Here is a 20293-nt window from a genome sequence, read left to right on the forward strand (position 1 = left end):
TATAGTCAAAGTGACGAAAATGGGCCCTTACTTGTGTAGGGGTCTTTTGGGCTTAAAACAACGCGAGGTTAGCCCACCTCGCCCTTTTTTATAACTAAAACTTTGGGGAGTGTGAGCATGGTCGATTGGCAAGCTTGGCGAAAGCACGTAAACCGCACGATTGACGAGCGCGGACGCTGGTACGGGCTCGGTAACGCCGACGGCGAGCCGCTAATGACTTTGTCGGAGCCGTTGGGGGATGGGCTTGCCGCCCCGGAGCAGTGGATGGAAGCCTCCGATATTGAATTTAAGATGCCGGCGGTCACCCCATCTGGTGAGCTTCACCCCGCCTACCAAAAGCTGATTGGTGATGCCCTCGACCATATTGATGCCAGCGGCCGGGTTAGCATCGACGATGCCGAAGATTTCACCCTACTAGCGGCATGGCGCGGCCATGATGGAGAGATCATCCGCCGCGGCGGCCTAGTGGTAAACCCGAACGCGGAAGACCCCGATAACGACGGTGTACCGCAGACCTTGACTATCCCCGCGCTTAATGCTGCGGATGTGTGGAATACGGTGTTTGCGGTGTCGTGGCCTGCCGCGTGGTGGGCCGCAAGACCCTATGAGAAGACGTCGGATGAGTCCGGTTTGAAGTATTCGCGTGCGTGGAAGATGGCGCGTGTAGAGCTCGCAGGCCAATCCATGTTCACGTTCAAGGAGGGGAAGGCGGGGTTTGTTATTCGCCGCCTGGCGCAGGAGTCTCTGGATGCGATGATGATGACGCAGGCCGATCCGGACGGCACACGGTGGGTTGATGACCCGTTCCATGTTGTTGAGGTGCCGGAGGTTGATTCTTCTCCGGTGATTTCTCTGGAAGCGCGGGACGGCACCCTGTGGGATACGGTCGCAGCGCAGGCGAAGAATGCCGGTGTGATTCTTGGAGCGAAGATGTGGTGGCCGGGCGATAAGCCTATTCGTTGTTGGAATCAGGCAACGTCGACGATGACGCCGGAGCAGGTTGATATTAGCCCGTCAGTGGGGGAATCGAAGCGCACGTTGGCTTATCGCTCATTCCCGCATGCGATGGTCGTGCTCACGGTGAAGGAGGTTAAGAATGCGTAGGCCTTATTTTGTGGCTGATGCCGCGTCGGTGACGGTGCTGCATTCTGTGGCCTCTTCTGCTTTCGGTAAGTATTCCCTGACCGTGCCAGACGGCGTCAATATCGACGATGTTTATAAGCTTTCGGCGCCGGGAAATGAGCTAGGCTACGTAGCGCAATTGGCACCTGCTGGTAAGCGTGTGGGTGGGTTTGCTCGCCGGTTCGTGCGCGCAGACGTGAGCGTGCGTTCTATTGGCGAGTCGAACGACGACACCTGGGCCGCAGCCTCTGACGTGGATACTACCTTGCTTGAGGCGGCTAGTCGCGTGCAGGGCGACTTCTTCTTGGAGTCGGATATCAGCCTTGCTGGCCTTGGCCCGTGGGTACCATTCGAGCACTTCGATGTGGGTGATATTGCCGATGTGGAGATTTGGGGGCGTGTTGTCCCGCTGCCAGTAACGCGTATTGAGCCGATTGTTTCTGATCATTCGATTGTTGATTGGCGTATTCACGTAGGCGGCCAGTTGGTCTCTGATGATGAGGCGCGCCTGGCAGAAAACGACGTCGTGCGCCGGGCCGTGGTTGATTCTCGCCGTGACCTGGCTGGCTTGGCTGAGACTGCATCTAAGGCTGTAGAGACCGCTACGACAGCAAAATCAACAGCGGATGACGCGAAAGCTACGGCTGAAGCTACCGCGGCGTTGGTTGAGGGGTTGGATCTTGATTCGAGTATTCAGCAGGCGCGTGATGCGGTGGATGCGTCGAATAAGATTCTTGAGCTCGTGCGTCAGTTTACGGGTGCGGCGGCGGCTCAGGGGTCGCAGGCGCAGGCTTCGGCTGCGTTGGCGTTGGAGTATGCGCAGCAGGCGGAGATTATTTTGGATGAATTGGATCCGCTTCGTGATGATGTTGTGGCCGCGCATGCGGAGGTTGTTCGTTTGTCTGGCGAGGCTGCGAAGGCTGCGCAGGATGCGGCGGCGGCTGTAGCTAGGGGCGAGCAGTACATGGTGGCGGCGCAGAAGTCTGCCGGCGCCGCGGCGCAGGATGCGGCTAAGTCGCAGGAGCTGGTCGACCAGGCGCAGGCTCGTCTTGATGAGCTTGCACCATTGCAGCAGCAAGCAGCAGATTCTCTTGCTGCTGCGCGTGCGATGTTGTCCGATGTTGATGGGTCAGGAAAGTCTCTCTCGGATGTCTTGCTGGATATTGCAGCTAAGCACCAGCAGGTTCTTTCGGCCCATGATGAGATTCTTACGGCGCATGGTGAGATTCTTGAGATTCATGGTGAGGCTATCCGCTATGCGGCGATGGCTGCGGCGCAGGCTAGCGCGGCTGCCATGCAGGCGTCTCAAGCCGCTTCGGAGGCTTTGCGTGCAGCGGATCTGAATGCGCAAGCAATTGGCAAGCTTGCAGAGGCTGATAAGAAGCTTGCGGAGGCTGACCGTAAGCTCCAGGAGCAAATTGATCTGCTTGAACAGGCACAGCGCCTGCTGATCCAGGCAATTCGTGCTGTGGCCGCGGCGTCCTCGCAAGCAGCAGCCGCAGCAATGTCGGCAGGCCAAGCAGCGCAGGAGAACGCCAACGCGATTACTCAGACCAATATCGCAGTGGATGCAGCAACAGACTCGTTAGAGGCTTTGTCTAAAGCTCAGGCGGCGTCAACTCAGGCAGCGAATGATGCAAAGGCCACGGCTGTGAATGCGCAGAAAGCTCAGCTTGATTATCAAAATACCCAAAAATCTATTGATGCTCTTCAGGCTTCGATGCTGCTGAAAATTCAACGTTTCGCCACAGGAATTGTCTTCGCGCTGCGTGAAGAGCGCAAGCGGTCTGTTGATCATCAGATCGCTTTTCAAATGCCAGGGATAAACAGGACCATGACCTTTTATGCCGATAGTGCATTTGATGGGTGGGTGTATCGCCTAATTATTTATTCGAATGGATCTGTGAATGCGGGAAGTATCCCGCCAGGCTCCTGGTCAGAGCGCAGATCCTTGGATAGGTCTGATTGGTATGCGCCAGTGTGCGCGTCTGGTTCTTACAAGTTTGTGAATTTCACTATTCCTGTTGGTGATGTTGCTGCCGCGATGGTTTTTGTCACGAAGAATACGTGGCAGTAAATGGGGTATCCCGACCCAGGTTTGCACGCCGAGAGGTGTCCAGTTCTCGTCAGAAAATTATCCGTAAAGGAGGATGAAAGATGACTACACCGTTAAATGTTTTCGATGAGGTGCTTCCCAAATCGTTTGTTGCGCCGGTGCGCAGTTCTGTCGGGGATCTTATTTTTTCTGGCCGTCCAGATAAATATGTTCCCGTTCCATCTGGAGTATCGACTGTAAGCGTTTCTACACCAGCAGAATCCCCTCTGATCGTTAACTTCGCTAACGATAAGAATTCTGCTCAAGTAAGGGTTGGTACATTTCAGAAGTCCGGGGTTTTTAAAGTAGCCGCGCGAAGCAGGGGGGGGTGTTCTCTGGGTCTACCAGACTTCCGGGGAAACGCACCTCGAGCAAAATGTCGGCTTGGAAATCGTCACGACTTTGCCCGGTACTTAGCCAAGGCGGTGGTCTAGATGACCGCACCAATTGAGTTTGATTCGATTCTGCCGTACGCAATTCGCTTCAAAATGGGCGCAGGTTCCTACATGGTGCCCGAAGCGGGGCAGCGTTCGACTGGGGAGTTTTACACTCTACCGGCTGGGGCATATCAGATACAGCTGGCTTATACAGGGCCGGAGTCCGCAGAAGTGTGGTGGCAGCCCGGAGGGCAAGGAACAGCAGTGATAAAGATTTGCCAAATCCCTGCCGAGCCTACGGGTACGCCACGAAACTCGAAGCCGCTAATCATCCAGGCCAACGGGAAGGGGACGCTCGAAATCACGACTACACCGCGCCCCAACGCCGGAGCGCAGTCAACTTCGACTGCATCGCTACATATTTATCCAATGTCCACCTAGCTACCTAAGCCGGGTGGTTTTCTTTTCGAAAGGAGCCAGCAATGGCTGATTTTAATTTTGATACCTGGGTGGCCAACTTGGCCGATATCCCAGACGAGCTACTCTTGGACGCTCAAACAGCAATATCGCGTGAACGCCGTGAGCGTCCAGCACGCGTAGCCAAGGAACAAGCTAAGGCAGAGGTCGTGGCAGGGCTTGCAGAATCCGCGCCGGAGCTGGTGCGTCCTGTTGTAACGCTTGCCCAGGCCAAGGAAGATATCGGCAGGGTTGAAGAGTGGGAGAATCCCGGCGTCGACCTGCTCAAGGCGTACCTGCCGGACACCGTCGTAAAACACCATGACAAGTACTGGGAGAATACGGCAGGCAAGCTCAACACGTGGGAGCCGGGCGGTGAAGGTGTTTACCCCAATATCTGGCGTGATGTCACTATTGAGGTAATCCCGCCTGCTCCCAAGGTTGATGATGCTGGTGAGGTTATTGAGCAGGGGGAGCGGGGTAACCCGTGGCCGTTTACTCCAGGTATTCAGGTTGCAGTTGGTGACTATGTCACCTGCAACGGACAGCCCTACAAGGTTTTGCAGCCGCATACCCTCGCTGCTCACTGGGCTCCTGATGTAGCGCCGTCGCTTTTCAGCAAGGCATAGCCATGACCACTTGGCAGCCTGGAATATTCATCATCCACGGCCTGGTCTACGAGTACGAAGGCAGGACCTACCGCGCCCGGTACGGACACGCCGCTCTTGAGGCCTACCCGCCGGATAAGACGCCGGATCTTTTCGACCCGATTAAGAACTAACTATTAGCCCTCTGACCGCACTGGTCATGGGGCTAATTTCATGCCCAGATTGGAGGGAAGTATGGACGCTCAAACATTACGTGAAGTAATGGGCGGGGGACTGCCTGACGGCGGTTACACGCGGCTAATCGACGGGTTTAATACCGCCATGCGCGAAGCTGGGATTACCACTGTGAAGCGTGCAGCCATGTGGTGCGCACAGCTTGGCCATGAGTCTGTAGGTCTGCTCTACATGCGGGAGATTGCTAGCGGCGCGGAATACGAGGGGCGCAGCGACCTCGGCAACGTGTATCGCGGCGACGGGGTGAAATTTGCTGGCCGTGGCCCTATTCAGCTGACCGGCCGCAGTAATTACCGTGCTTTCACTCGCTGGGCACAATCACGCGGGCTCACAGACATCGACTTCGAGGCCCACCCGGAGCGTCTAGAAGAACCGCACTGGGGATTCCTTGCCGCCACCTACTACTGGACGGCGGCGCGCCCGCAACTCAACGCCCTGGCCGACGCGGGCGACCTAGAGGGAGCAACACGAGCAATCAACGGCGGCCTCAACGGCTTGGCGGATCGCCGCGCCCGCTACAACCGCGCCCTGACATTCGGGGCACGCCTACTACCCGATGGAGGTAAACCAACCGTGGAGAAAGTACTCAATTACCCACGCGACCAGGTACGCCAGGACACTTTCTATAATTGTGGACCCGCGTCATCCCAGACCGTCATCCGCTCTAAGACCGGAAAGCTTATTACGGAGAGCGACCTCGGCGCACAACTGGGAACGGATACTGGCGGCACTGACTGGATCGGGCTCATTGCCCCGTTACTCAATAAGTACATGCCGGGCGCGGGATACAAGGTGCGCGAAATGCCTAACGATCCACCAAGCGCAGCGCAAAAGCAGCAGCTGTGGGAAGACATCATCGGCTCAATCAACGGCGGGCACGGCGTCGTAGCGAACATCGTCGCCCCACCGTCGAATTACCCGCGTGCGGTAGCACCATCCACCATTAGCCCCGCCTACGGCGGCGGCACCGTCTACCACTACATCGCAATCATGGGCTACGGCGAAGACGGCGGCGGGCGCCGCTACTGGGTAGCAGACAGCGGGTTCAGCCCATACGGCTATTGGATTAGCCACGAGCAACTGGCAAGCCTAATCCCACCAAAAGGATACGCGTACGCCGCGCCAGTAAAAGCAGCACAACATGAGGAAGCAGGAGACATGCTTACTACAAAGTTTTTCACCGACTGGATTAGCGGCTACCTAGGGCCGCAGATTAACGCCTTGCAGGAGATTTGGACGCAACTTCGCGGCCCTGGAGGTAAGGGTTGGAGCCAGCTAGGGCAGAACCAGCAGGGGCAGAATCTAACTTTGGTCGACGCGGTTGCGGCTATCCGCCAGCAGCTCGCACAGATTCAAGCCGATGTGGATGAACTCAAGGAAAAGAGGAAGTAATGGCACGCCACTACAACCAAGCAGTGATTAACAGCGTCTCGGAGCGCATCGCGGACGCGGTAGCCACGGAGCTTAAGGAGCAGCCGTGGTGGCTACGCTACAAGGGCTCCATCATGCTCGCTCTACAGGCTTTAGCGTGGGTCGCTGGCGCGCTGCCGGTCATGCTCGCAGACGCCCCAGCGTGGACGATCTTTGCGGCTGGTGCGATCGGTTACTTTATTACGGCCCTGGTTAACCGCCTCACGGTGGATGGTGTCACCCCGAGCATGGCGCCGCGCCTCGCAGCACAAGCAGAGTATCGGGAACAGCAAGCCGCCCCGCAAGCCCCAACTCTGCCCGTGTATAGCGGCCCCACCACCAACGAGGCATGATGACTCGCACACTTCAACTTCTCATTGGCGCGCTGACATTCCAGCTGTTTTCACGCGGCCTGGACTACGTGCTCGGCAACCCACAGCAGGGGGTCGGGGCATTCCGAATCTCGGAAGCTAGCCCAAGCCTGGTTTGGGGCGCGGCCTGTATTATCGCCGCCCTTATCGTTGCTGCCGGGCTGCTAAGGCAGTGCCCGCGGGTTGTTCGCGCCGGGGCCATCCTCGCAGCCGCTATTTACGGCGCGTTCGCTGTGATGGTCTTTGATGACGTGTACGTGCAGGGGCCTATTGATGATTGGCGATTCTTCACCGGCTATCTTGCTACCGCTTTCATGTGGGCGGTTATTGCTTGGTCGCTGACGATCCGTATCGCTGTGATAAAGAATCGGGAGGTCACGCGTGACACCAACGGAGATTCTTGATTTTCTCTCCAATACAAAAACCCCTGGCGGATTCCTCCTCACCGTCGCCATTATTCTCGCGGTGGCCTCCGGTCTGCTATCTAAAGCAGCTGCGGATTATGGCGGGATCTTTGGCAAGGCGGCCCTCGCTATGCGGCGCCATAAAGAGGAAGCGATCGCTGCGGATGAAGCTAGCGACGCCCGGCGCCTAGACCGCATGGAAAAGACGATCCGACGACTCGATAGGGAAGTAGCAGATCTACGCACGAAAGAATCAAGGCACCATGAGTACCAACTGTGGGTTACTGGATTGTGGCGCGGCCTGGAATTCTGGGCGGTAGATAAGGGGCTAACACTCCCGCCCCCGCCGTTCATGAGTTACCCGGAGTGGGTTAAAGAAAAGTACCCGGAGACGGCACAAAAGTAAGCGAAACAGCTATTGACCCTCACCCTTTGTGGTGGGGGTCCTTTTCTGCGTTTTACTCTATAGGTGTGCGCCCAAGCTCTGCGCACAGCTTGAGATAAGCCCGGAATCTTTTAATCCGCACCCGCACCGCCACATGAGATACGCCCGCGCTACGTCCTATCTCCGATAGTGATTCGCCCGCGTCTCGGCGCTCCATCCACGCTCTCGCGCCTGGCTTCGCGGTCCGCTCATACAGCTGAATGCGGTAGCACCGGTCGCTACATGTGGCGCGCCCGCGCACCTCAGTAAGCAGCTTTCCGCATATTACGCAGCGGCGGGTGACAGGCTTTTTCGCGCCTTTGATATTTGCCCGCGCCGTCGCTGCTTTCTGCTCAGCAACTACACCACGGGGGACGAAAGACTCTTCTGTGCGGGCGTGTGACGCGGCTGTGGGGTCGCGCTTTTCTACCATCCGATCCCACTCCGGTGTACCCACATGGCTTAGGGCTTGGCGTGACTTGGCGCGCCGCGTCGCAGGGGCTACTAATCCCATGCCGCGTGGCAAACCGTGCGCTTGTTTGTACTCTGCTGCGGTCATGTCGTGGGCTTTAATCAGGTGCGGGGCTAGTGCCCGGTACAGCCCCCCGCACTCATGGCAGATGATGCGCTCATCATCACCATCGAGGTAGCCGTACCGGCCATACCCATCCCTGTCGCCGGGTTTCATGCGCGGATAATCTTGTCTACCGCTTGGCGGGAGATACCCGCAGCGGTGGCCACATCCTGAATGCGTGCCCCAGCGTGCACGGCGGCGCGGATAGCGGCGTCACGCTCTGCGCGGGCGTGCTCTAACGCCTGGGCTTTATCCTCCATGTCCTGCGCTGCCTCGGTCACAGTGTCTAGCTCATGCAGTCCGAGGTCCCCAGCGCGGCGTGCGGAATCGATAGCACCAAGGAGGAAATCGAAATCATCTGCGGTGAGCTCGTCCTCATCGCGCTCAATGCCATCTTCAGCGTCCATCTGGTCAAGGTAGGTGCGGGCGATGGTTTCAGCGGCCGTGGTGTCCATCCCATGCTTAGTGTGGGCGGCGATGGCTACATCTCGGAGGGTAAAGGTCTGGGTGGTCATTGTGGGTGTTCCTTTCTGTGGTGGTGGGGTTAGGCTGCGATTTCGTAGCCGTACTCGGCGGCAAGCTCGTCATCCATTTCCAGCTCGTCGATGATGTCGCAGGCCTGGGCGAAAGCGTCGCCCTCTTCGGTGCGGAATTCGGCCGGTGCGTGGTAGACCTCGATATTGTTGTCTACTGCGTACTGGACAAGTGCGGTGGCCAGACCCTCGCGCTGGAATTCCGGTTCAGTTTCGATGTTGGCGATCATGCGGTGGGTGAGGGTGATGTAAAGCTCGGCGGCAAGCTGACCATCTTCGGTGTGGGCTTCGATGATGTCCATCATGTCGGCTTCTCCGTAGTAGGTGCCCTGGCGGTGGGTGATGGTGTAGGTCATTTTTTTTGCTCCTTTTCTTGCTTACAACCCCATTATATGTCACCCCGGTTGCAGTGTCAACCCGGGTTGCAAACATTGCTTATGACAAAGGAAAACCCCACCACCTCAGGGGCGGCAGGGCTTCGGCCCGGAGCTGCGCTCAACAGGCACTCATGACTCTAAAACAGGCTAGGGAAGTCCGCATGTCGAGCGGACAGGATCCCGCAAAGATCCCGCAAGCAGTCCGACAACCATGGCAACGGCGGCATAGGTGGCGAGAGTGGCACACTCTTGACCTGCGGAAACACAAACACGCAGGCCAGGGACAACCCCCAAAAACTAGCAGTCGTAGTACATCTCAAACTCCTGCGGGGTTGGGCGCAGGCGGGAAGGAGCGATTTCCTTTTCGTTCTTGTACTGCAGGTAGGTCTCGATGAGGTCCTCGGTGAAGACATCGCCTTCGGTCAGGAACTCGTTGTCTTCCTCCAGGGCGCGCAGGGAAGCCTCAAGGCTGGTTGGTGCCTGCGGGATGGAAGCCTGCTCTGCCGGTGGCAGCTCGTAGAGGTCCTTATCTACCGGAGCGTGTGGCTCGATGCGGTTCTTGATGCCATCGAGGCCAGCCATCATCATCGCAGCGAAACCGAAGTACGGGTTACCTGATGGGTCCGGAGCGCGGAACTCGATGCGCTTTGCCTTCGGGTTGGAGCCGGTGATCGGAATGCGGATTGCCGCGGAGCGGTTGCGCTGGGAGTAGACCAGGTTAATCGGGGCCTCAAAGCCCGGAACCAGGCGGTGGTAGGAGTTCAGAGTTGGGTTGGTAAACGCCAGAACTGCCGGTGCGTGGTGGAGGATGCCGCCGATGTAGTAGCGCGCGATATCGGAAAGGCCACCGTAGCCTGCCTCATCGTAGAAAAGCGGCTTGCCGTCCTTCCACAGGGACATGTGGGCGTGCATGCCGGAGCCGTTGTCACCCGCGAGCGGCTTTGGCATGAAGGTTGCGGACTTGCCGTACTCAGCGGCGGTGTTCTTGATGATGTACTTGAAGGTCTGAATATCATCAGCCGCGTGCAGCAGGGAGTTGAAGCGGTAGTTGATCTCATTTTGACCCGCGCCCACCTCGTGGTGGAAGCGCTCGATCTGGAAGCCGGCGTTCTGCAGGTTGCGCACCATGGCATCGCGGACTTCGCCATGCTTGTCGACGGGCGCGGTGGGGAAGTAGCCGCCCTTGACGCGGGTCTTGAAACCGGTGTTCGGGGTACCGTCGAAGTTGGCCTCGTTGCCGCGGTTCCACCAGCCCTCGTCGGTGTCTACCTCGTAGAAACCATGGTCGATGTCGGTGGAGTAGCGCACGGAATCGAAGAGGTAGAACTCGGCCTCAGCACCGAAGTTGCACACGTCCGCGATGCCGGTGGAAGCAAGGTATTCCTCGGCCTTCATTGCGACGTTGCGTGGGTCGCGGGAGAAAGGCTCCAAGGTGAACGGATCGTTGACGAAGAACTTGATGTTCAGCGTCTTGGAGGAGCGGAAAGGATCCACCATCGCGGTTGCTGGGTCTGGCAGCAGGGTCATGTCAGACTCATCGATGGAGGTAAAGCCACGGATGGAAGAACCGTCGAATGCGAGGCCTTCTTCAGCGGCGGCCTCGGTGAACTCCGAAGCGGGAATTGAAAAGTGGTGCTCGGTGCCGGGAACGTCAGTAAAACGAATATCGACGAACTTTACGTCTTCATCCTCGATGAACTTGACGATTTCCTGGACGGACTCGAAAGACACTGTTTGTCTCCTCAGGGGTTTAGAAAAATGTTCTTCATCGAAGTTTACTAGCTTTATTTGGCCTTCGGACGTTAACCCATCGATCTATAGATATATTTCGTTTTCGTGTCTGCATGCAGGGGGCACTAGATTGGTCAACATGGCTGATAAGCGAACATGGCTCGATGGACCCGCAATCCCGGGCGAAAATGATGACTTCGAAGGCCCCGGCGCATGGCCGGGCGAAAAGCTCGGACTTCCTGAGTCTGGCTCCGGGGCGCTGGCGCCGGTGGCCCGCCGTGCAGGGGCGGTTCTCATCGACTGGATCGTGTGCATGCTGCTGGCCAATCTCATCGTGATGTTCACCCACGCGCTGGGCGGCCCTGCATTCCTGGGCTACATGCTGTGGGTCATCGTCGGCATCCTCTGCGGCTGGCTCTTTGCTCGCACTCCGGGCATGCTTTTGCTGGGCATGGGCGTGGCGCGTCTCGACGCCCCGGGGCAAACGGTGGGCTTCTGGCGCGCGGCAGTGCGCACCATCCTCACCGGCTTCCTCTTCCCGGCCGCAATGGTCGATACCGACGGCCGCGGTATCCACGACCGCGCAACCGGCACCGCAGTGATCATGGTCTAGTTCCTCTATCTTGCGGCGTCGCAGGGCGCTTCCTACAAAATCTAAAAGCGGCCCTTCCTTGGTGGATTCCAAGGAAGGGCCGCTTTTGCACAAGTATTATTTGCCCTTACGCTGCTGCGCGCGGCGCATGCGGCGGTTCATGCCAGCCATGTTCTGCGCCTGGCGTGGCATCGGGCCCTTCGGCAGACCCGGGGTGGTGCCTGGCAGGTCATCCATGGCCTCAATCTTGCGGATGATTGCGTAGGTCTCGTCCTTTTTGAAGTTACGCGGGAACTTCATCACGTGATTGCGCAGCTTGGACACTGGAACCTCGTCCTCGCCGTTGCCCACCCAGACCTCGTAGACCGGAACGCCGCCGGCGAGCTTATCCACGCGCTTTTTCAGGGTGTTGAGAACCGGAGTCAAGCGCTTGCGGTCACCTTCGCAGACGAAGATGACGCCGGCATTGCCGATGACGCGGTGGATGAGGTCCTGGTGGCGGGTAACGCCGACCGCGGTCTTGACCTTCCAGACGATGCCCACGGTGTTGCGCAGCTGCTGCTCCAGCGCCCACCCCGCAACGCCCGGCTGATCCTCGACCTTTTTGTACATGTCGCGCTCAAGGCGGCGGGTAAACAGCCACATCGCCAGCAAAGCGCCGATGCCGAGGCCCAGGATGAGCATGAACCACTCGCCGTGAAAGAGCAGGCCGATAAGGAAGAACAACAGGCCCATGCCGAGGAAAGCGGCGAGCATGATAGGAATCAATGCCTTGTCATGCTTGCGCTGCATATTGAACGCTTGCCACATCTGGGAACGGGTTTGCTTGCGCTGCTCGCGTTTTGCGGCGCGCTCTTGCTTCTTTGCAGCCTTCAGGCTTGCCTTATCGTCTTGTGCCATGGTTCCTACTTTAAAGGTCAGCGGTGCAAATTAACGAATTGCAGCGGCAGCGGAGTCAGCGTTTGCCGGGGTCTTGACCATGCGGGTCGTTACCGGGGTTTCCTGGGAAGGGCCGTACTTCTCGAGCAGCGTCGAAGCCTCTTGGGCGGTAGCGCCCTTCGAGGTCTCAGCCAGGTGCTGCAAATTCTCTGGCAGTTCGAAACCGCGGGCCTCCATCGCCTGCACGTACAGGCGACCAGCGCGGTAAGAAGAACGCACCAGCGGGCCAGACATGACGCCGCCGAAGCCGAGCTCCTTGGCCAGCTTGGAGTGCTCGACGAACTCCTCCGGGCGTACCCAACGCTCGATCGGGTGGAAGCGCGGGCCTGGGCGCAGGTACTGGGTAATGGTGATGATGTCGCAGCCAGCAGAGCGCAGATCACGCAGCGCCTCTTCGATCTCATCCTTGGTCTCGCCCATGCCCAGGATCAGGTTGGACTTGGTGATAAGGCCAAAGTCGTGGGCCTGGCGGATAACGTCTAGGGAGCGCTCGTAGCGGAATGCCGGGCGGATGCGCTTGAAGATGCGCGGAACCGTCTCCAGATTGTGCGCGAAGACCTCTGGACGCGCCTCGAAGACCTCCTGCAGAAGATCCGGCTTGCCGGAGAAGTCAGGGGTCAGGTTTTCCACACCGGTGTGCGGGTTGAGCTCGTGAATCTTGCGCACGACCTCGGCGTAGAGCCACGCGCCTTCATCCGGCAGATCGTCGCGGGTAACACCGGTGATGGTGGTGTAGTTCAGGTCCATCTCCTGGATGTTTTCTGCAACGCGGCGCGGCTCGTCGCGGTCCAACTCCGCCGGCTTACCGGTGGCAATGTCGCAGAAATCGCAGCGGCGAGTGCACTTATCGCCACCGATGAGGAAGGTGGCCTCACGAGATTCCCAGCACTCGTGGATATTCGGGCAACCAGCCTCCTGGCACACGGTGTGCAGGGAAGCGCCGGACACGCGGGACTTCATATCCTCGTAGCCCGGGCCGGTGCGGACCTGGTTGCGGATCCAGCGCGGCTTCTGTTCGATGGGGGATTCCGCATTCTTCTTCTCAATGCGGAGCATCTTGCGTCCTTCAGGCTTAACAGTCACAAAAACTCACTCTACGGGGTTGGGATTGTCTCTTACTAATACAAGTCCGGTGTGTGGAGGATTATTCCGCACTCTGGGCACGCTTTTGGCGGGCCTTCTCGTTGGCGACCTTAATCGGGTCCGGTGCTGAACCAAAGGTGTGGTCCGCGACGGTGAGCTCACCAGAAAGCGCGCGCTGCAGGGCGTCGAGAAGCGGTGTCGCAGCTTCCTCCATGGAGACATCGCGGCCAAGCTCGAGGCTCAGCGTGGTCACGTCGGCATCGTCAATGCCGCAGGCGACGATGTGCTCGTAATACTCCAGCGTGTTGGTGCAATTAAGCGCAAGACCATGCATGGTTACGCCGCGAGTGATGCGGATTCCCAGCGCCGCAATCTTGCGATCGCGCTTGGGGGCCTGCGGGTCCACGGCCTGGGTGGTGGAGGGCACCCACACGCCAGACCGGCCGTCGATGCGGCCGGCGGTACGAACACCAAGCTCGCGCACCGTCTGGATGATTGCCTCTTCGAGCCGGCGGACATAGTCCACGACGTCGACAGGCTCCGCGAGCTTCAAGATGGGGTAGACCACCAGCTGCCCCTCACCATGCCAAGTAATCCGCCCGCCGCGATCCACCGTGATGACCGGCAGACCATTGTCCGGCATATCCTCCGGCTGCGTGCGCTTGCCAGCGGTGTAGATGTTGGGGTGCTCGACCACGAGGATGATGTCGCCGCGCTCGCCTTTTGCGCGCTGGGCGGCAAGCTCGGCCTGGAGATCCCACGCCTGTTGGTAATCCATGCGGCCGAGGTGGCGGATTTCCAGCGCTTCCTGCGACGCGCGAATGCTGCGATCAGCGGGGAAGAAGGGCTCACGAGGAGCTGTCATGTGTGATGCTTCCTTAATCTAATAAAACGCGAGGTTCGATACTGATAGTGCCACCCAGGCCAATGCCCGCCCAACACCGGGGTGAGAGGGCAGGGGGAGGCGTTGGCGGAGGCAAAAGAAAAAGCGGGAGGAAACCCTCCCGCTTTAGCAGTAAGTGGCTTAAACGCCGTTTGCCGCAGCGTACTCCTCTGCGGTCATCAGCTCGCCGGTCTCAGAAACCTCGACCTCGAAGAGCCAACCTTCACCGAATGGGTCGTTGTTGATGACTGCGTAGTCATCGTGAACAGCCTCGTTAACAGCGGTGACAGTGCCGGTAACTGGGGCGTAGAGATCGGATACGGACTTGGTGGATTCGACCTCACCGCAGGTATCGCCAGCGGTAACAGTGTCACCGACTGCCGGCAGCTCAGCGAAGACGACCTCGCCCAGGCGGTCAGCAGCAACGGAGGTGATGCCAACGCGGACGGTTGCGCCCTGTGCGGCGTCAGCAGAAGAGTTGATCCACTCGTGGTCCTCGGAGTAGGAGAAATCTGCAGGAAGGTTAGCCATTGTGATGGGAGTCCTTTCGGAAGATGGTATGTGTTCTTATCTTAACGGTTGTCACGCGTCCGCGAACTACTTTTCGCGCTTGTAGAACGGAAGGGCCGCGACGCTAAATGGGTAGCGCTTGCCGCGGATGTCTACCTCGACGGCGTCGCCAGGCTGCAGGTTTGCAGAGGTATCCAGCAGCGCGATGGCAACCGGGTGGCCCAGGGTCGGGGAAGGCTGACCGGAGGTGACAGAACCGACCTTGGTATCGCCAACGAAGACCTCAGCACCGGCGCGGGCGGCGCGGCGCTGATCGGAGACCAAGCCGGTGATGGCGACCTGCGGACCTTCCTCTGCACGAGCGCGGATGACCTCAGCGCCAACGAAGTCAGCTTCCTTCTTGGCAAAAGCACGCGCCATGCCGGCCTCAACCGGGGTGATGTTGCGGGAGAGCTCGTTGCCGTAGAGCGGCATGCCAGCTTCCAAGCGCAGGGAGTCACGCGCTGCGAGGCCACACGGCAGGATGTCGTACTCGGCACCGGCCTTGAGCAGCTCCTCCCATAGCTCCGGGGCATCGGAGTTGTAGACGATGAGCTCGAAGCCATCCTCGCCGGTGTAGCCGGTGCGGCAGATGAAGGCGTACTTGCGCGCTACCTTGCCGGTCATCGCTGCGTAGTAAGGCAGTTCCATGACGGCTTCCTGCTTATTGTCCTCGACCAGCGGGATGAGGATTTCTGCTGCCTTCGGGCCCTGGATGGCAATCATGGCTACGTCGCGGGACTCGTTGTTGAGGTCCACGTCGAAGCCCTCAGCGCGCTCGTTGAGTGCCTCCCAGACCACGTCAGCGTTGCCGGCGTTTGGCACGACTAGGAACTTGGTCTCGCCCAGGCGGTAGGTGATGAGGTCATCGATGATGCCGCCATCTGCGGCGCAGATCATCGAGTACTTTGCCTTGCCCACCTTGAGGGTGGTCATATCGGAGATTAGGCAGTAGGACAGGAACTTTGCGGCATCCTCGCCGTTGACCCAAATTTCGCCCATGTGGGACAGGTCGAAAAGGCCGGCGGAGTTGCGAACCGCGCGGTGTTCTTCGAGTTCGTTGTTGTACTTCAGGGGCATGTTCCACGGGCCGAAAGCCGTAAAGGATGCGCCAAGCTTTTCATGCTCTGCATGCAGCGGGGAGTTGAGCAGTTCAGACATTTTTCTCCTTTAGAGTTCTTTTCTGCTAGTTCGATTCCGTTAGTTGGCCTCCGCGTCAGCGGAGATCTCGAATGCTTCTGGCGGCGGGCAAGCGCAAACCAGGTTGCGGTCACCGTAAGCCTCGTCGATGCGGCGGACTGGTGGGAAGTACTTGTTGGCGCGTAGGGAGGCAACCGGGTAGGCGGCTTCCTGGCGGGTGAAGGAGTACTCCCAGTTATCGGAGGTCACTGCCGCTGCGGTGTACGGAGCGTTGTGGATAACGGATGCTTCGTAGGCGACCTTGCCGTCGATGATGTCCTGGATTTCGGCGCGGATTGCGCGCATGGCCTCGATGAAGCGGTCCAGCTCGGCGAGGTCTTCGGACTCGGTCGGTTCCACCATGAGGGTGCCGGCGACCGGGAAGGACAGGGTCGGTGCGTGGAAGCCGTAGTCCACGAGGCGCTTGGCGACGTCCGCCGCAGTAACGCCGGAGGCATCGGTCAGCTCGCGCAGGTCGAAGATGCACTCGTGCGCGACCAGGCCGGCGTTGCCGGTGTAGAGAACTGGGAAGGAATCCTGCAGGGACTTTGCCAGGTAGTTTGCGCCCAGGATGGCGTGGCTGGTGGCCTGTGCAACGCCCTCGGTGCCGACCATGGCCAGGTAGGCCCAGGAGATAGGCAGCACGCCGGCGGAGCCAAACTTGCTTGCGGTAGAAGGAACGCCCTTTTCAATCGAGGTAGCCTGCTGCGGGTCGATGGAGGAATCGTTCGCATCGGTGGGCAGGAATGGCACCAGGTGCTTGGCGACGCCCACCGGGCCAACGCCCGGGCCACCGCCGCCGTGCGGGATGGTGAAGGTCTTGTGCAGGTTCAGGTGGCTGACGTCGCCGCCGAACTCGCCCGGGCGTGCCCAGCCGGTTAGCGCGTTCATGTTCGCGCCGTCGATATAGACCTGGCCGCCTGCCGCGTGGACCTTGTCGCACACGTCGCGGACCTCAGGGTCGAAGACACCGTGGGTGGATGGGTAGGTGATCATGATGCCGGCGATGTGCTCACTGTGCTGTTCGATCTTGGCATCTAGGTCTGCCAGGTCGATGGAGCCATCGTCCGCGGTAGCAACGACGACCACGCGCAGGTTGGCCAGGGTAGCAGAGGCCGCGTTGGTGCCGTGTGCGGAAGATGGGATGAGGATGACGTCGCGGCCAGCGTCGCCGTTGGCAACGTGGTAGCGGCGGATGGCCAGCAGGCCTGCGAGCTCACCTTGGGAGCCAGCGTTGGGCTGGATGGAGACCTTGGCATAGCCGGTCAGCTCGGCCAACCAGCCCTCGAGCTCCTCGATGAGCGCGCGCCAGCCGGCGGTGGTCTCTTCCGGAGCATATGGGTGAATGCCCGCGAACTCTGGCCAGGAGATCGGCTCCATGGCGGCAGTGGGGTTCAGCTTCATGGTGCAAGAGCCCAGCGGAATCATGGTGCGGTCCAGCGCCAAGTCCTTGTCTGCCAGAGTGCGCAGGTAGCGCAGCATCTGGGTCTCGGAGTGAATGGAGTTGAAGATTGCGTGGTCCAGCGGAGCTTCTTCGCGAACCAGTGCGGAAGGAAGCGCGGACTGTGCTGCGTCATCCTTGGCCACAGCGTCAGCTGCGATCTCGGCACCGAACGCTGCGGCTAGCTTCGCCACGTCTGCAGCGGTTGCGGATTCGCCGAAGGAGACGGATACTTTGTCGGAGCCAATGGCGCGCACCAGGTAGCCCTGCTCCTGCAGGCTGGACTTGATGGCCGCGGCATTGACGTCAGCGATGGTGACGGTGTCGAAGAACTCGTCCGCTACGAGTTTTACGCCGGCCTCACGAACTGCGTCGGCGAAGGAAACAGCCAGCGAATGGATGTGCTGCGCGATTGCCTTCAGGCCTTCTGGGCCGTGGTAGACGGCGTACATGGACGCTACGTTGGCCAGCAGCGCCTGCGCGGTACAGATGTTGGAGGTAGCGCGTTCACGGCGGATGTGCTGCTCGCGGGTCTGCAGAGCTAGGCGGTATGCCGGGCGGCCGTCTGCATCCTTGGAAACGCCGACGATGCGGCCCGGCATCTGGCGCTTGAGCTTGTCAGTAACGGCCATGTATGCCGCGTGCGGGCCACCGAAGAACATTGGGACGCCGAAGCGCTGCGCGGAGCCCAGCACGATGTCCGCGCCCAGCTTGCCCGGTGCTTCCAACAAAAGAAGGGAGAGCGGGTCGGCGACGACGGAGGCAACCGCACCGCGGGTGTGCAGCTCTTCGATGATGCCGCGTGGGTCAAAGACGTCGCCCTCGGTGCCGGTGTACGCAATGACGGCGCCGATGAGGTCTTCGCCCACGAGGCCCTCGCGGATATCGAGGATTTCCACCTCGAGCTCGATGGCGCGAGCGCGCTCCGCCGCCACAGCGAGCACCTGCGGATGCAGGCGGGAGTCCAGGATGACGCGGCGGCCCTTCTTGACCGCGCGGGACATCAGGCCGACTGCCTCAGCGGTAGCGGAAGCCTCGTCGAGCAGGGAAGCGTTTGCAATCGGCAGACCGGTAAGGGATTCGATCATGGTCTGGAAGTTCAGCAGTGCTTCCAGGCGACCCTGGGAGATCTCCGGCTGGTACGGGGTATAAGCGGTGTACCAACCAGCATCCTCCAGCAGGCCGCGGCGGATGACGGCCGGGGTAAGTGTGTCGGAGTAGCCCTGGCCATAGAAGGACTTCAACACGATGTTCTGGCTGGCGTATTCGCGCAGCTTGTCCTGCGCTTCATTCTCGCTCAAGGCATCTGGCAACTGCGGTGCCGATGCGGCGCGGATGGTTGTGGGAAGTGCGGCGTCGACAAGCGCGTCCACGCTGTTGTATCCCAGTGCGTTGAGCATCGTCGCTTGCTCGGAAGAATTTGGTCCGAGGTGGCGCGAGATGAAATCCATAAGTTCAATCTCCTTTGAAAGAAGCTCCGTGAAGGACGTCATGGTGAATGCCTAAAACATGGCCTAAACCGACCCTAAGTATAAAGCCTATGGCTGTGACCTAAATCGGTTTATAGAAGTCTTTTCGTGCATCACACAGCAACGGCGTAACCCATGGCCGTGCCAAAAGCCTAAAAGTGCCGAATAGACTCCCTACGCGGCCCGTGGGCGAGGAACAGGGCTGAGAAATCGCCGGACAGATTCGGACAGGCCTAACACCCCCGTTTGCGGGGAGATATGTGAAAACCCCGCAGGCTCCCGAGTATCCACAGCAGTGGAAACAGGGGAGCCTGCGGGGCGGAAACCCTAAACTACTAAGGGTTTAACTCCTTAGACCTCGAGGTCAGCCTCGAATTCGGCGGTCTCAAGGCGGTCCTTGATGGTGGTGATGAAGCGACCTGCGTCTGCACCATCGACGACCTGGTGGTCATAGGTGAACGGCAGGTAGCACATCTGGCGGATGGCGATTGCGTCCTGGCCATTCTCGTTGACAACGACTGCGCGCTTGGTGATAGCGGCGGTGCCCAGGATGCCGGCCTGTGGCGGAACCAGAATCGGGGTATCGAGGAGTGCGCCCTCGGAGCCGATGTTGGTGACGGTGAAGGTGGCACCGGTGAGGTCGTTCGGCTTCAGCTTGTTGTTGCGGGCCTTGTCAGCCAGCTCAGCAATAGCCTTTGCGATCTCTGGCAGGGACATGTCCTGTGCCTTGTGGATGACCGGCGTCAGCAGGCCACGTGGGGTATCGACGGCGATAGCCACGTTGACGTCTGCGTGGTAGGTCATTTCCTTGGTCTCAGGGTTGTAGGAAGCGTTGACGTTCGGGTGGGAAACCAGAGCCTCAACGGTTGCCTTAACGATGAACGGAAGGAAGGACAGGTTAGCGCCGTGCTTGTCGATGAAGGCCTGCTTGGACTTCTTGCGCATATCCCAGATGGCAGTCATGTCGACTTCCTGGACGTGAGTCAGCTGTGCGGAAATCTGCAGAGCCTCAACCATCTTTGCAGCGGTGATCTCGCGGATACGGTTGACCTTCTGGGTGGTGCCGATGAGCTCCTTCTTTTCCGGATCCACGGACTTGGTGGACCAGCGTGCGCGTGGGTTGGAGGAGCCGGCTGCCGACGCCGCCGGTGCCTCGCCCTCGCCTGCAGCTGCCAGGACATCCTGCTTGCGGATGCGGTCGCCAACGCCGGTGCCGGAAACGGTGGAAAGGTCAACGCCGTGCTTTTCCGCCAGCTTGCGTACCAGCGGGGTGACGTAAGGAACGTTATCGCCGTTGTTGATCTTGGAAGAGCCCTCGGAAGCAGCCGGGGTGGAGGAAGCGTCTGCAGACTTCTCAGCCTTTGGCTCTTCCTTCTTCTCTTCAGCCTTCGGCTCTGCCTTTTCTTCAGCCTTTGGCTCTTCCTTGGCTTCTTCCTTTTCGG

Annotated in this window: 20 protein-coding genes; 9 read left to right on the forward strand and 11 right to left on the reverse strand. The window is 59.4% G+C overall.

The window, feature by feature from the left end:
• Positions 1 to 117: 117 nt before the first annotated feature.
• From HMPREF2692_RS01365 to HMPREF2692_RS01400, 8 genes are all read left to right on the forward strand, one after another.
• Positions 118 to 1104, forward strand: coding sequence for a hypothetical protein (locus tag HMPREF2692_RS01365; protein WP_070822488.1), 987 nt, complete (start codon positions 118 to 120; stop codon positions 1102 to 1104).
• Positions 1097 to 3199: a coiled-coil domain-containing protein gene (locus HMPREF2692_RS01370; protein WP_070822490.1), complete on the forward strand. Its 2103-nt coding sequence runs from the start codon at positions 1097 to 1099 to the stop codon at positions 3197 to 3199. The genes HMPREF2692_RS01365 and HMPREF2692_RS01370 overlap by 8 nt, the downstream gene beginning before the upstream one ends.
• 877 nt (positions 3200 to 4076) lie before the next feature.
• Positions 4077 to 4679 carry a carbohydrate-binding protein gene (locus tag HMPREF2692_RS01380; protein WP_070822494.1) on the forward strand — a complete coding sequence of 201 codons (603 nt, stop codon included), beginning with the start codon at positions 4077 to 4079 and terminating at the stop codon, positions 4677 to 4679.
• A gap of 2 nt (positions 4680 to 4681) precedes the next feature.
• Positions 4682 to 4831 (forward strand): hypothetical protein, encoded by a 150-nt coding sequence (locus tag HMPREF2692_RS13070; RefSeq protein ID WP_168168021.1) that lies wholly within the window; start codon positions 4682 to 4684, stop codon positions 4829 to 4831.
• A 61-nt stretch (positions 4832 to 4892) separates the two neighbouring features.
• The gene (locus HMPREF2692_RS01385) at positions 4893 to 6284 is read left to right on the forward strand and encodes a C39 family peptidase (RefSeq protein WP_083323794.1); all 1392 of its coding nucleotides are present in this window, start codon (positions 4893 to 4895) and stop codon (positions 6282 to 6284) included.
• The gene (locus HMPREF2692_RS01390) at positions 6284 to 6655 is read left to right on the forward strand and encodes a hypothetical protein (protein WP_070822498.1); all 372 of its coding nucleotides are present in this window, start codon (positions 6284 to 6286) and stop codon (positions 6653 to 6655) included. Before HMPREF2692_RS01385 ends, HMPREF2692_RS01390 begins: the two co-directional genes overlap by 1 nt.
• Positions 6655 to 7077: a hypothetical protein gene (locus tag HMPREF2692_RS01395; RefSeq protein ID WP_070822500.1), complete on the forward strand. Its 423-nt coding sequence runs from the start codon at positions 6655 to 6657 to the stop codon at positions 7075 to 7077. Before HMPREF2692_RS01390 ends, HMPREF2692_RS01395 begins: the two co-directional genes overlap by 1 nt.
• Positions 7055 to 7483, forward strand: a complete 429-nt coding sequence (locus HMPREF2692_RS01400) for a hypothetical protein (RefSeq protein WP_070822502.1) — start codon at positions 7055 to 7057, stop codon at positions 7481 to 7483. The genes HMPREF2692_RS01395 and HMPREF2692_RS01400 overlap by 23 nt, the downstream gene beginning before the upstream one ends.
• 52 nt (positions 7484 to 7535) lie before the next feature.
• Here HMPREF2692_RS01400 and HMPREF2692_RS13525 read toward each other — a convergent pair whose 3' ends face one another.
• The 4 genes from HMPREF2692_RS13525 to glnA form a co-directional block, all read right to left on the reverse strand.
• Positions 7536 to 8189 carry a MucR family transcriptional regulator gene (locus HMPREF2692_RS13525; RefSeq protein ID WP_070822504.1) on the reverse strand — a complete coding sequence of 218 codons (654 nt, stop codon included), beginning with the start codon at positions 8187 to 8189 and terminating at the stop codon, positions 7536 to 7538.
• Positions 8186 to 8590: a hypothetical protein gene (locus HMPREF2692_RS01410; protein ID WP_070822506.1), complete on the reverse strand. Its 405-nt coding sequence runs from the start codon at positions 8588 to 8590 to the stop codon at positions 8186 to 8188. Before HMPREF2692_RS01410 ends, HMPREF2692_RS13525 begins: the two co-directional genes overlap by 4 nt.
• 29 nt (positions 8591 to 8619) lie before the next feature.
• Positions 8620 to 8964: a GNAT family protein gene (locus HMPREF2692_RS01415; RefSeq protein ID WP_070822508.1), complete on the reverse strand. Its 345-nt coding sequence runs from the start codon at positions 8962 to 8964 to the stop codon at positions 8620 to 8622.
• A gap of 318 nt (positions 8965 to 9282) precedes the next feature.
• Positions 9283 to 10716 (reverse strand): type I glutamate--ammonia ligase, encoded by a 1434-nt coding sequence (glnA, locus tag HMPREF2692_RS01420; RefSeq protein ID WP_062038139.1) that lies wholly within the window; start codon positions 10714 to 10716, stop codon positions 9283 to 9285.
• Between the two features lie 139 nt (positions 10717 to 10855).
• On the opposite strand from glnA, the gene HMPREF2692_RS01425 reads away from it, so the two are divergent.
• Complete coding sequence (locus HMPREF2692_RS01425) at positions 10856 to 11329, forward strand: RDD family protein (protein ID WP_061923726.1); 474 nt, start codon at positions 10856 to 10858, stop codon at positions 11327 to 11329.
• 96 nt (positions 11330 to 11425) lie between these two features.
• Here HMPREF2692_RS01425 and HMPREF2692_RS01430 read toward each other — a convergent pair whose 3' ends face one another.
• The 7 genes from HMPREF2692_RS01430 to sucB all read right to left on the reverse strand — a co-directional run.
• Complete coding sequence (locus HMPREF2692_RS01430; protein ID WP_062043880.1) at positions 11426 to 12208, reverse strand: DUF4191 domain-containing protein; 783 nt, start codon at positions 12206 to 12208, stop codon at positions 11426 to 11428.
• A 30-nt stretch (positions 12209 to 12238) separates the two neighbouring features.
• On the reverse strand, positions 12239 to 13303 hold the full coding sequence (gene lipA, locus HMPREF2692_RS01435; RefSeq protein WP_061923719.1) for a lipoyl synthase: 1065 nt from the start codon (positions 13301 to 13303) through the stop codon (positions 12239 to 12241).
• Between the two features lie 88 nt (positions 13304 to 13391).
• On the reverse strand, positions 13392 to 14195 hold the full coding sequence (gene lipB / locus HMPREF2692_RS01440) for a lipoyl(octanoyl) transferase LipB (protein ID WP_070731572.1): 804 nt from the start codon (positions 14193 to 14195) through the stop codon (positions 13392 to 13394).
• A gap of 159 nt (positions 14196 to 14354) precedes the next feature.
• Positions 14355 to 14744, reverse strand: coding sequence for a glycine cleavage system protein GcvH (gene gcvH, locus HMPREF2692_RS01445; RefSeq protein ID WP_062043887.1), 390 nt, complete (start codon positions 14742 to 14744; stop codon positions 14355 to 14357).
• A gap of 66 nt (positions 14745 to 14810) precedes the next feature.
• Positions 14811 to 15923 (reverse strand): glycine cleavage system aminomethyltransferase GcvT, encoded by a 1113-nt coding sequence (gene gcvT / locus HMPREF2692_RS01450; RefSeq protein WP_070822510.1) that lies wholly within the window; start codon positions 15921 to 15923, stop codon positions 14811 to 14813.
• 39 nt (positions 15924 to 15962) lie between these two features.
• A complete protein-coding gene (gene gcvP / locus HMPREF2692_RS01455; RefSeq protein WP_070822516.1) occupies positions 15963 to 18833 on the reverse strand; it encodes an aminomethyl-transferring glycine dehydrogenase in 2871 nt (956 codons plus the stop codon).
• A gap of 369 nt (positions 18834 to 19202) precedes the next feature.
• The coding region (gene sucB / locus HMPREF2692_RS01460; protein ID WP_070822512.1) for a 2-oxoglutarate dehydrogenase, E2 component, dihydrolipoamide succinyltransferase at positions 19203 to 20293 on the reverse strand (1091 nt) is incomplete at its 5' end.

The organism is Corynebacterium sp. HMSC036D03, assembly GCF_001836185.1.
Taxonomy (GTDB): Bacteria; Actinomycetota; Actinomycetes; order Mycobacteriales; family Mycobacteriaceae; genus Corynebacterium; species Corynebacterium simulans.

What these genes read in the sequence shown, in the direction of transcription:
- HMPREF2692_RS01365 (WP_070822488.1), top strand. Translation starts at nt 118, where the DNA reads ATGGTCGATTGGCAAGCTTGGCGAAAGCACGTAAACCGCACGATTGAC.
- HMPREF2692_RS01370 (WP_070822490.1), top strand. Translation starts at nt 1,097, where the DNA reads ATGCGTAGGCCTTATTTTGTGGCTGATGCCGCGTCGGTGACGGTGCTG.
- HMPREF2692_RS01380 (WP_070822494.1), top strand. Translation starts at nt 4,077, where the DNA reads ATGGCTGATTTTAATTTTGATACCTGGGTGGCCAACTTGGCCGATATC.
- HMPREF2692_RS13070 (WP_168168021.1), top strand. Translation starts at nt 4,682, where the DNA reads ATGACCACTTGGCAGCCTGGAATATTCATCATCCACGGCCTGGTCTAC.
- HMPREF2692_RS01385 (WP_083323794.1), top strand. Translation starts at nt 4,893, where the DNA reads ATGGACGCTCAAACATTACGTGAAGTAATGGGCGGGGGACTGCCTGAC.
- HMPREF2692_RS01390 (WP_070822498.1), top strand. Translation starts at nt 6,284, where the DNA reads ATGGCACGCCACTACAACCAAGCAGTGATTAACAGCGTCTCGGAGCGC.
- HMPREF2692_RS01395 (WP_070822500.1), top strand. Translation starts at nt 6,655, where the DNA reads ATGACTCGCACACTTCAACTTCTCATTGGCGCGCTGACATTCCAGCTG.
- HMPREF2692_RS13525 (WP_070822504.1), bottom strand. Translation starts at nt 8,189, where the DNA reads ATGAAACCCGGCGACAGGGATGGGTATGGCCGGTACGGCTACCTCGAT.
- HMPREF2692_RS01410 (WP_070822506.1), bottom strand. Translation starts at nt 8,590, where the DNA reads ATGACCACCCAGACCTTTACCCTCCGAGATGTAGCCATCGCCGCCCAC.
- HMPREF2692_RS01415 (WP_070822508.1), bottom strand. Translation starts at nt 8,964, where the DNA reads ATGACCTACACCATCACCCACCGCCAGGGCACCTACTACGGAGAAGCC.
- HMPREF2692_RS01425 (WP_061923726.1), top strand. Translation starts at nt 10,856, where the DNA reads ATGGCTGATAAGCGAACATGGCTCGATGGACCCGCAATCCCGGGCGAA.
- HMPREF2692_RS01430 (WP_062043880.1), bottom strand. Translation starts at nt 12,208, where the DNA reads ATGGCACAAGACGATAAGGCAAGCCTGAAGGCTGCAAAGAAGCAAGAG.
- lipA (WP_061923719.1), bottom strand. Translation starts at nt 13,303, where the DNA reads ATGCTCCGCATTGAGAAGAAGAATGCGGAATCCCCCATCGAACAGAAG.
- lipB (WP_070731572.1), bottom strand. Translation starts at nt 14,195, where the DNA reads ATGACAGCTCCTCGTGAGCCCTTCTTCCCCGCTGATCGCAGCATTCGC.
- gcvH (WP_062043887.1), bottom strand. Translation starts at nt 14,744, where the DNA reads ATGGCTAACCTTCCTGCAGATTTCTCCTACTCCGAGGACCACGAGTGG.
- gcvT (WP_070822510.1), bottom strand. Translation starts at nt 15,923, where the DNA reads ATGTCTGAACTGCTCAACTCCCCGCTGCATGCAGAGCATGAAAAGCTT.
- gcvP (WP_070822516.1), bottom strand. Translation starts at nt 18,833, where the DNA reads ATGGATTTCATCTCGCGCCACCTCGGACCAAATTCTTCCGAGCAAGCG.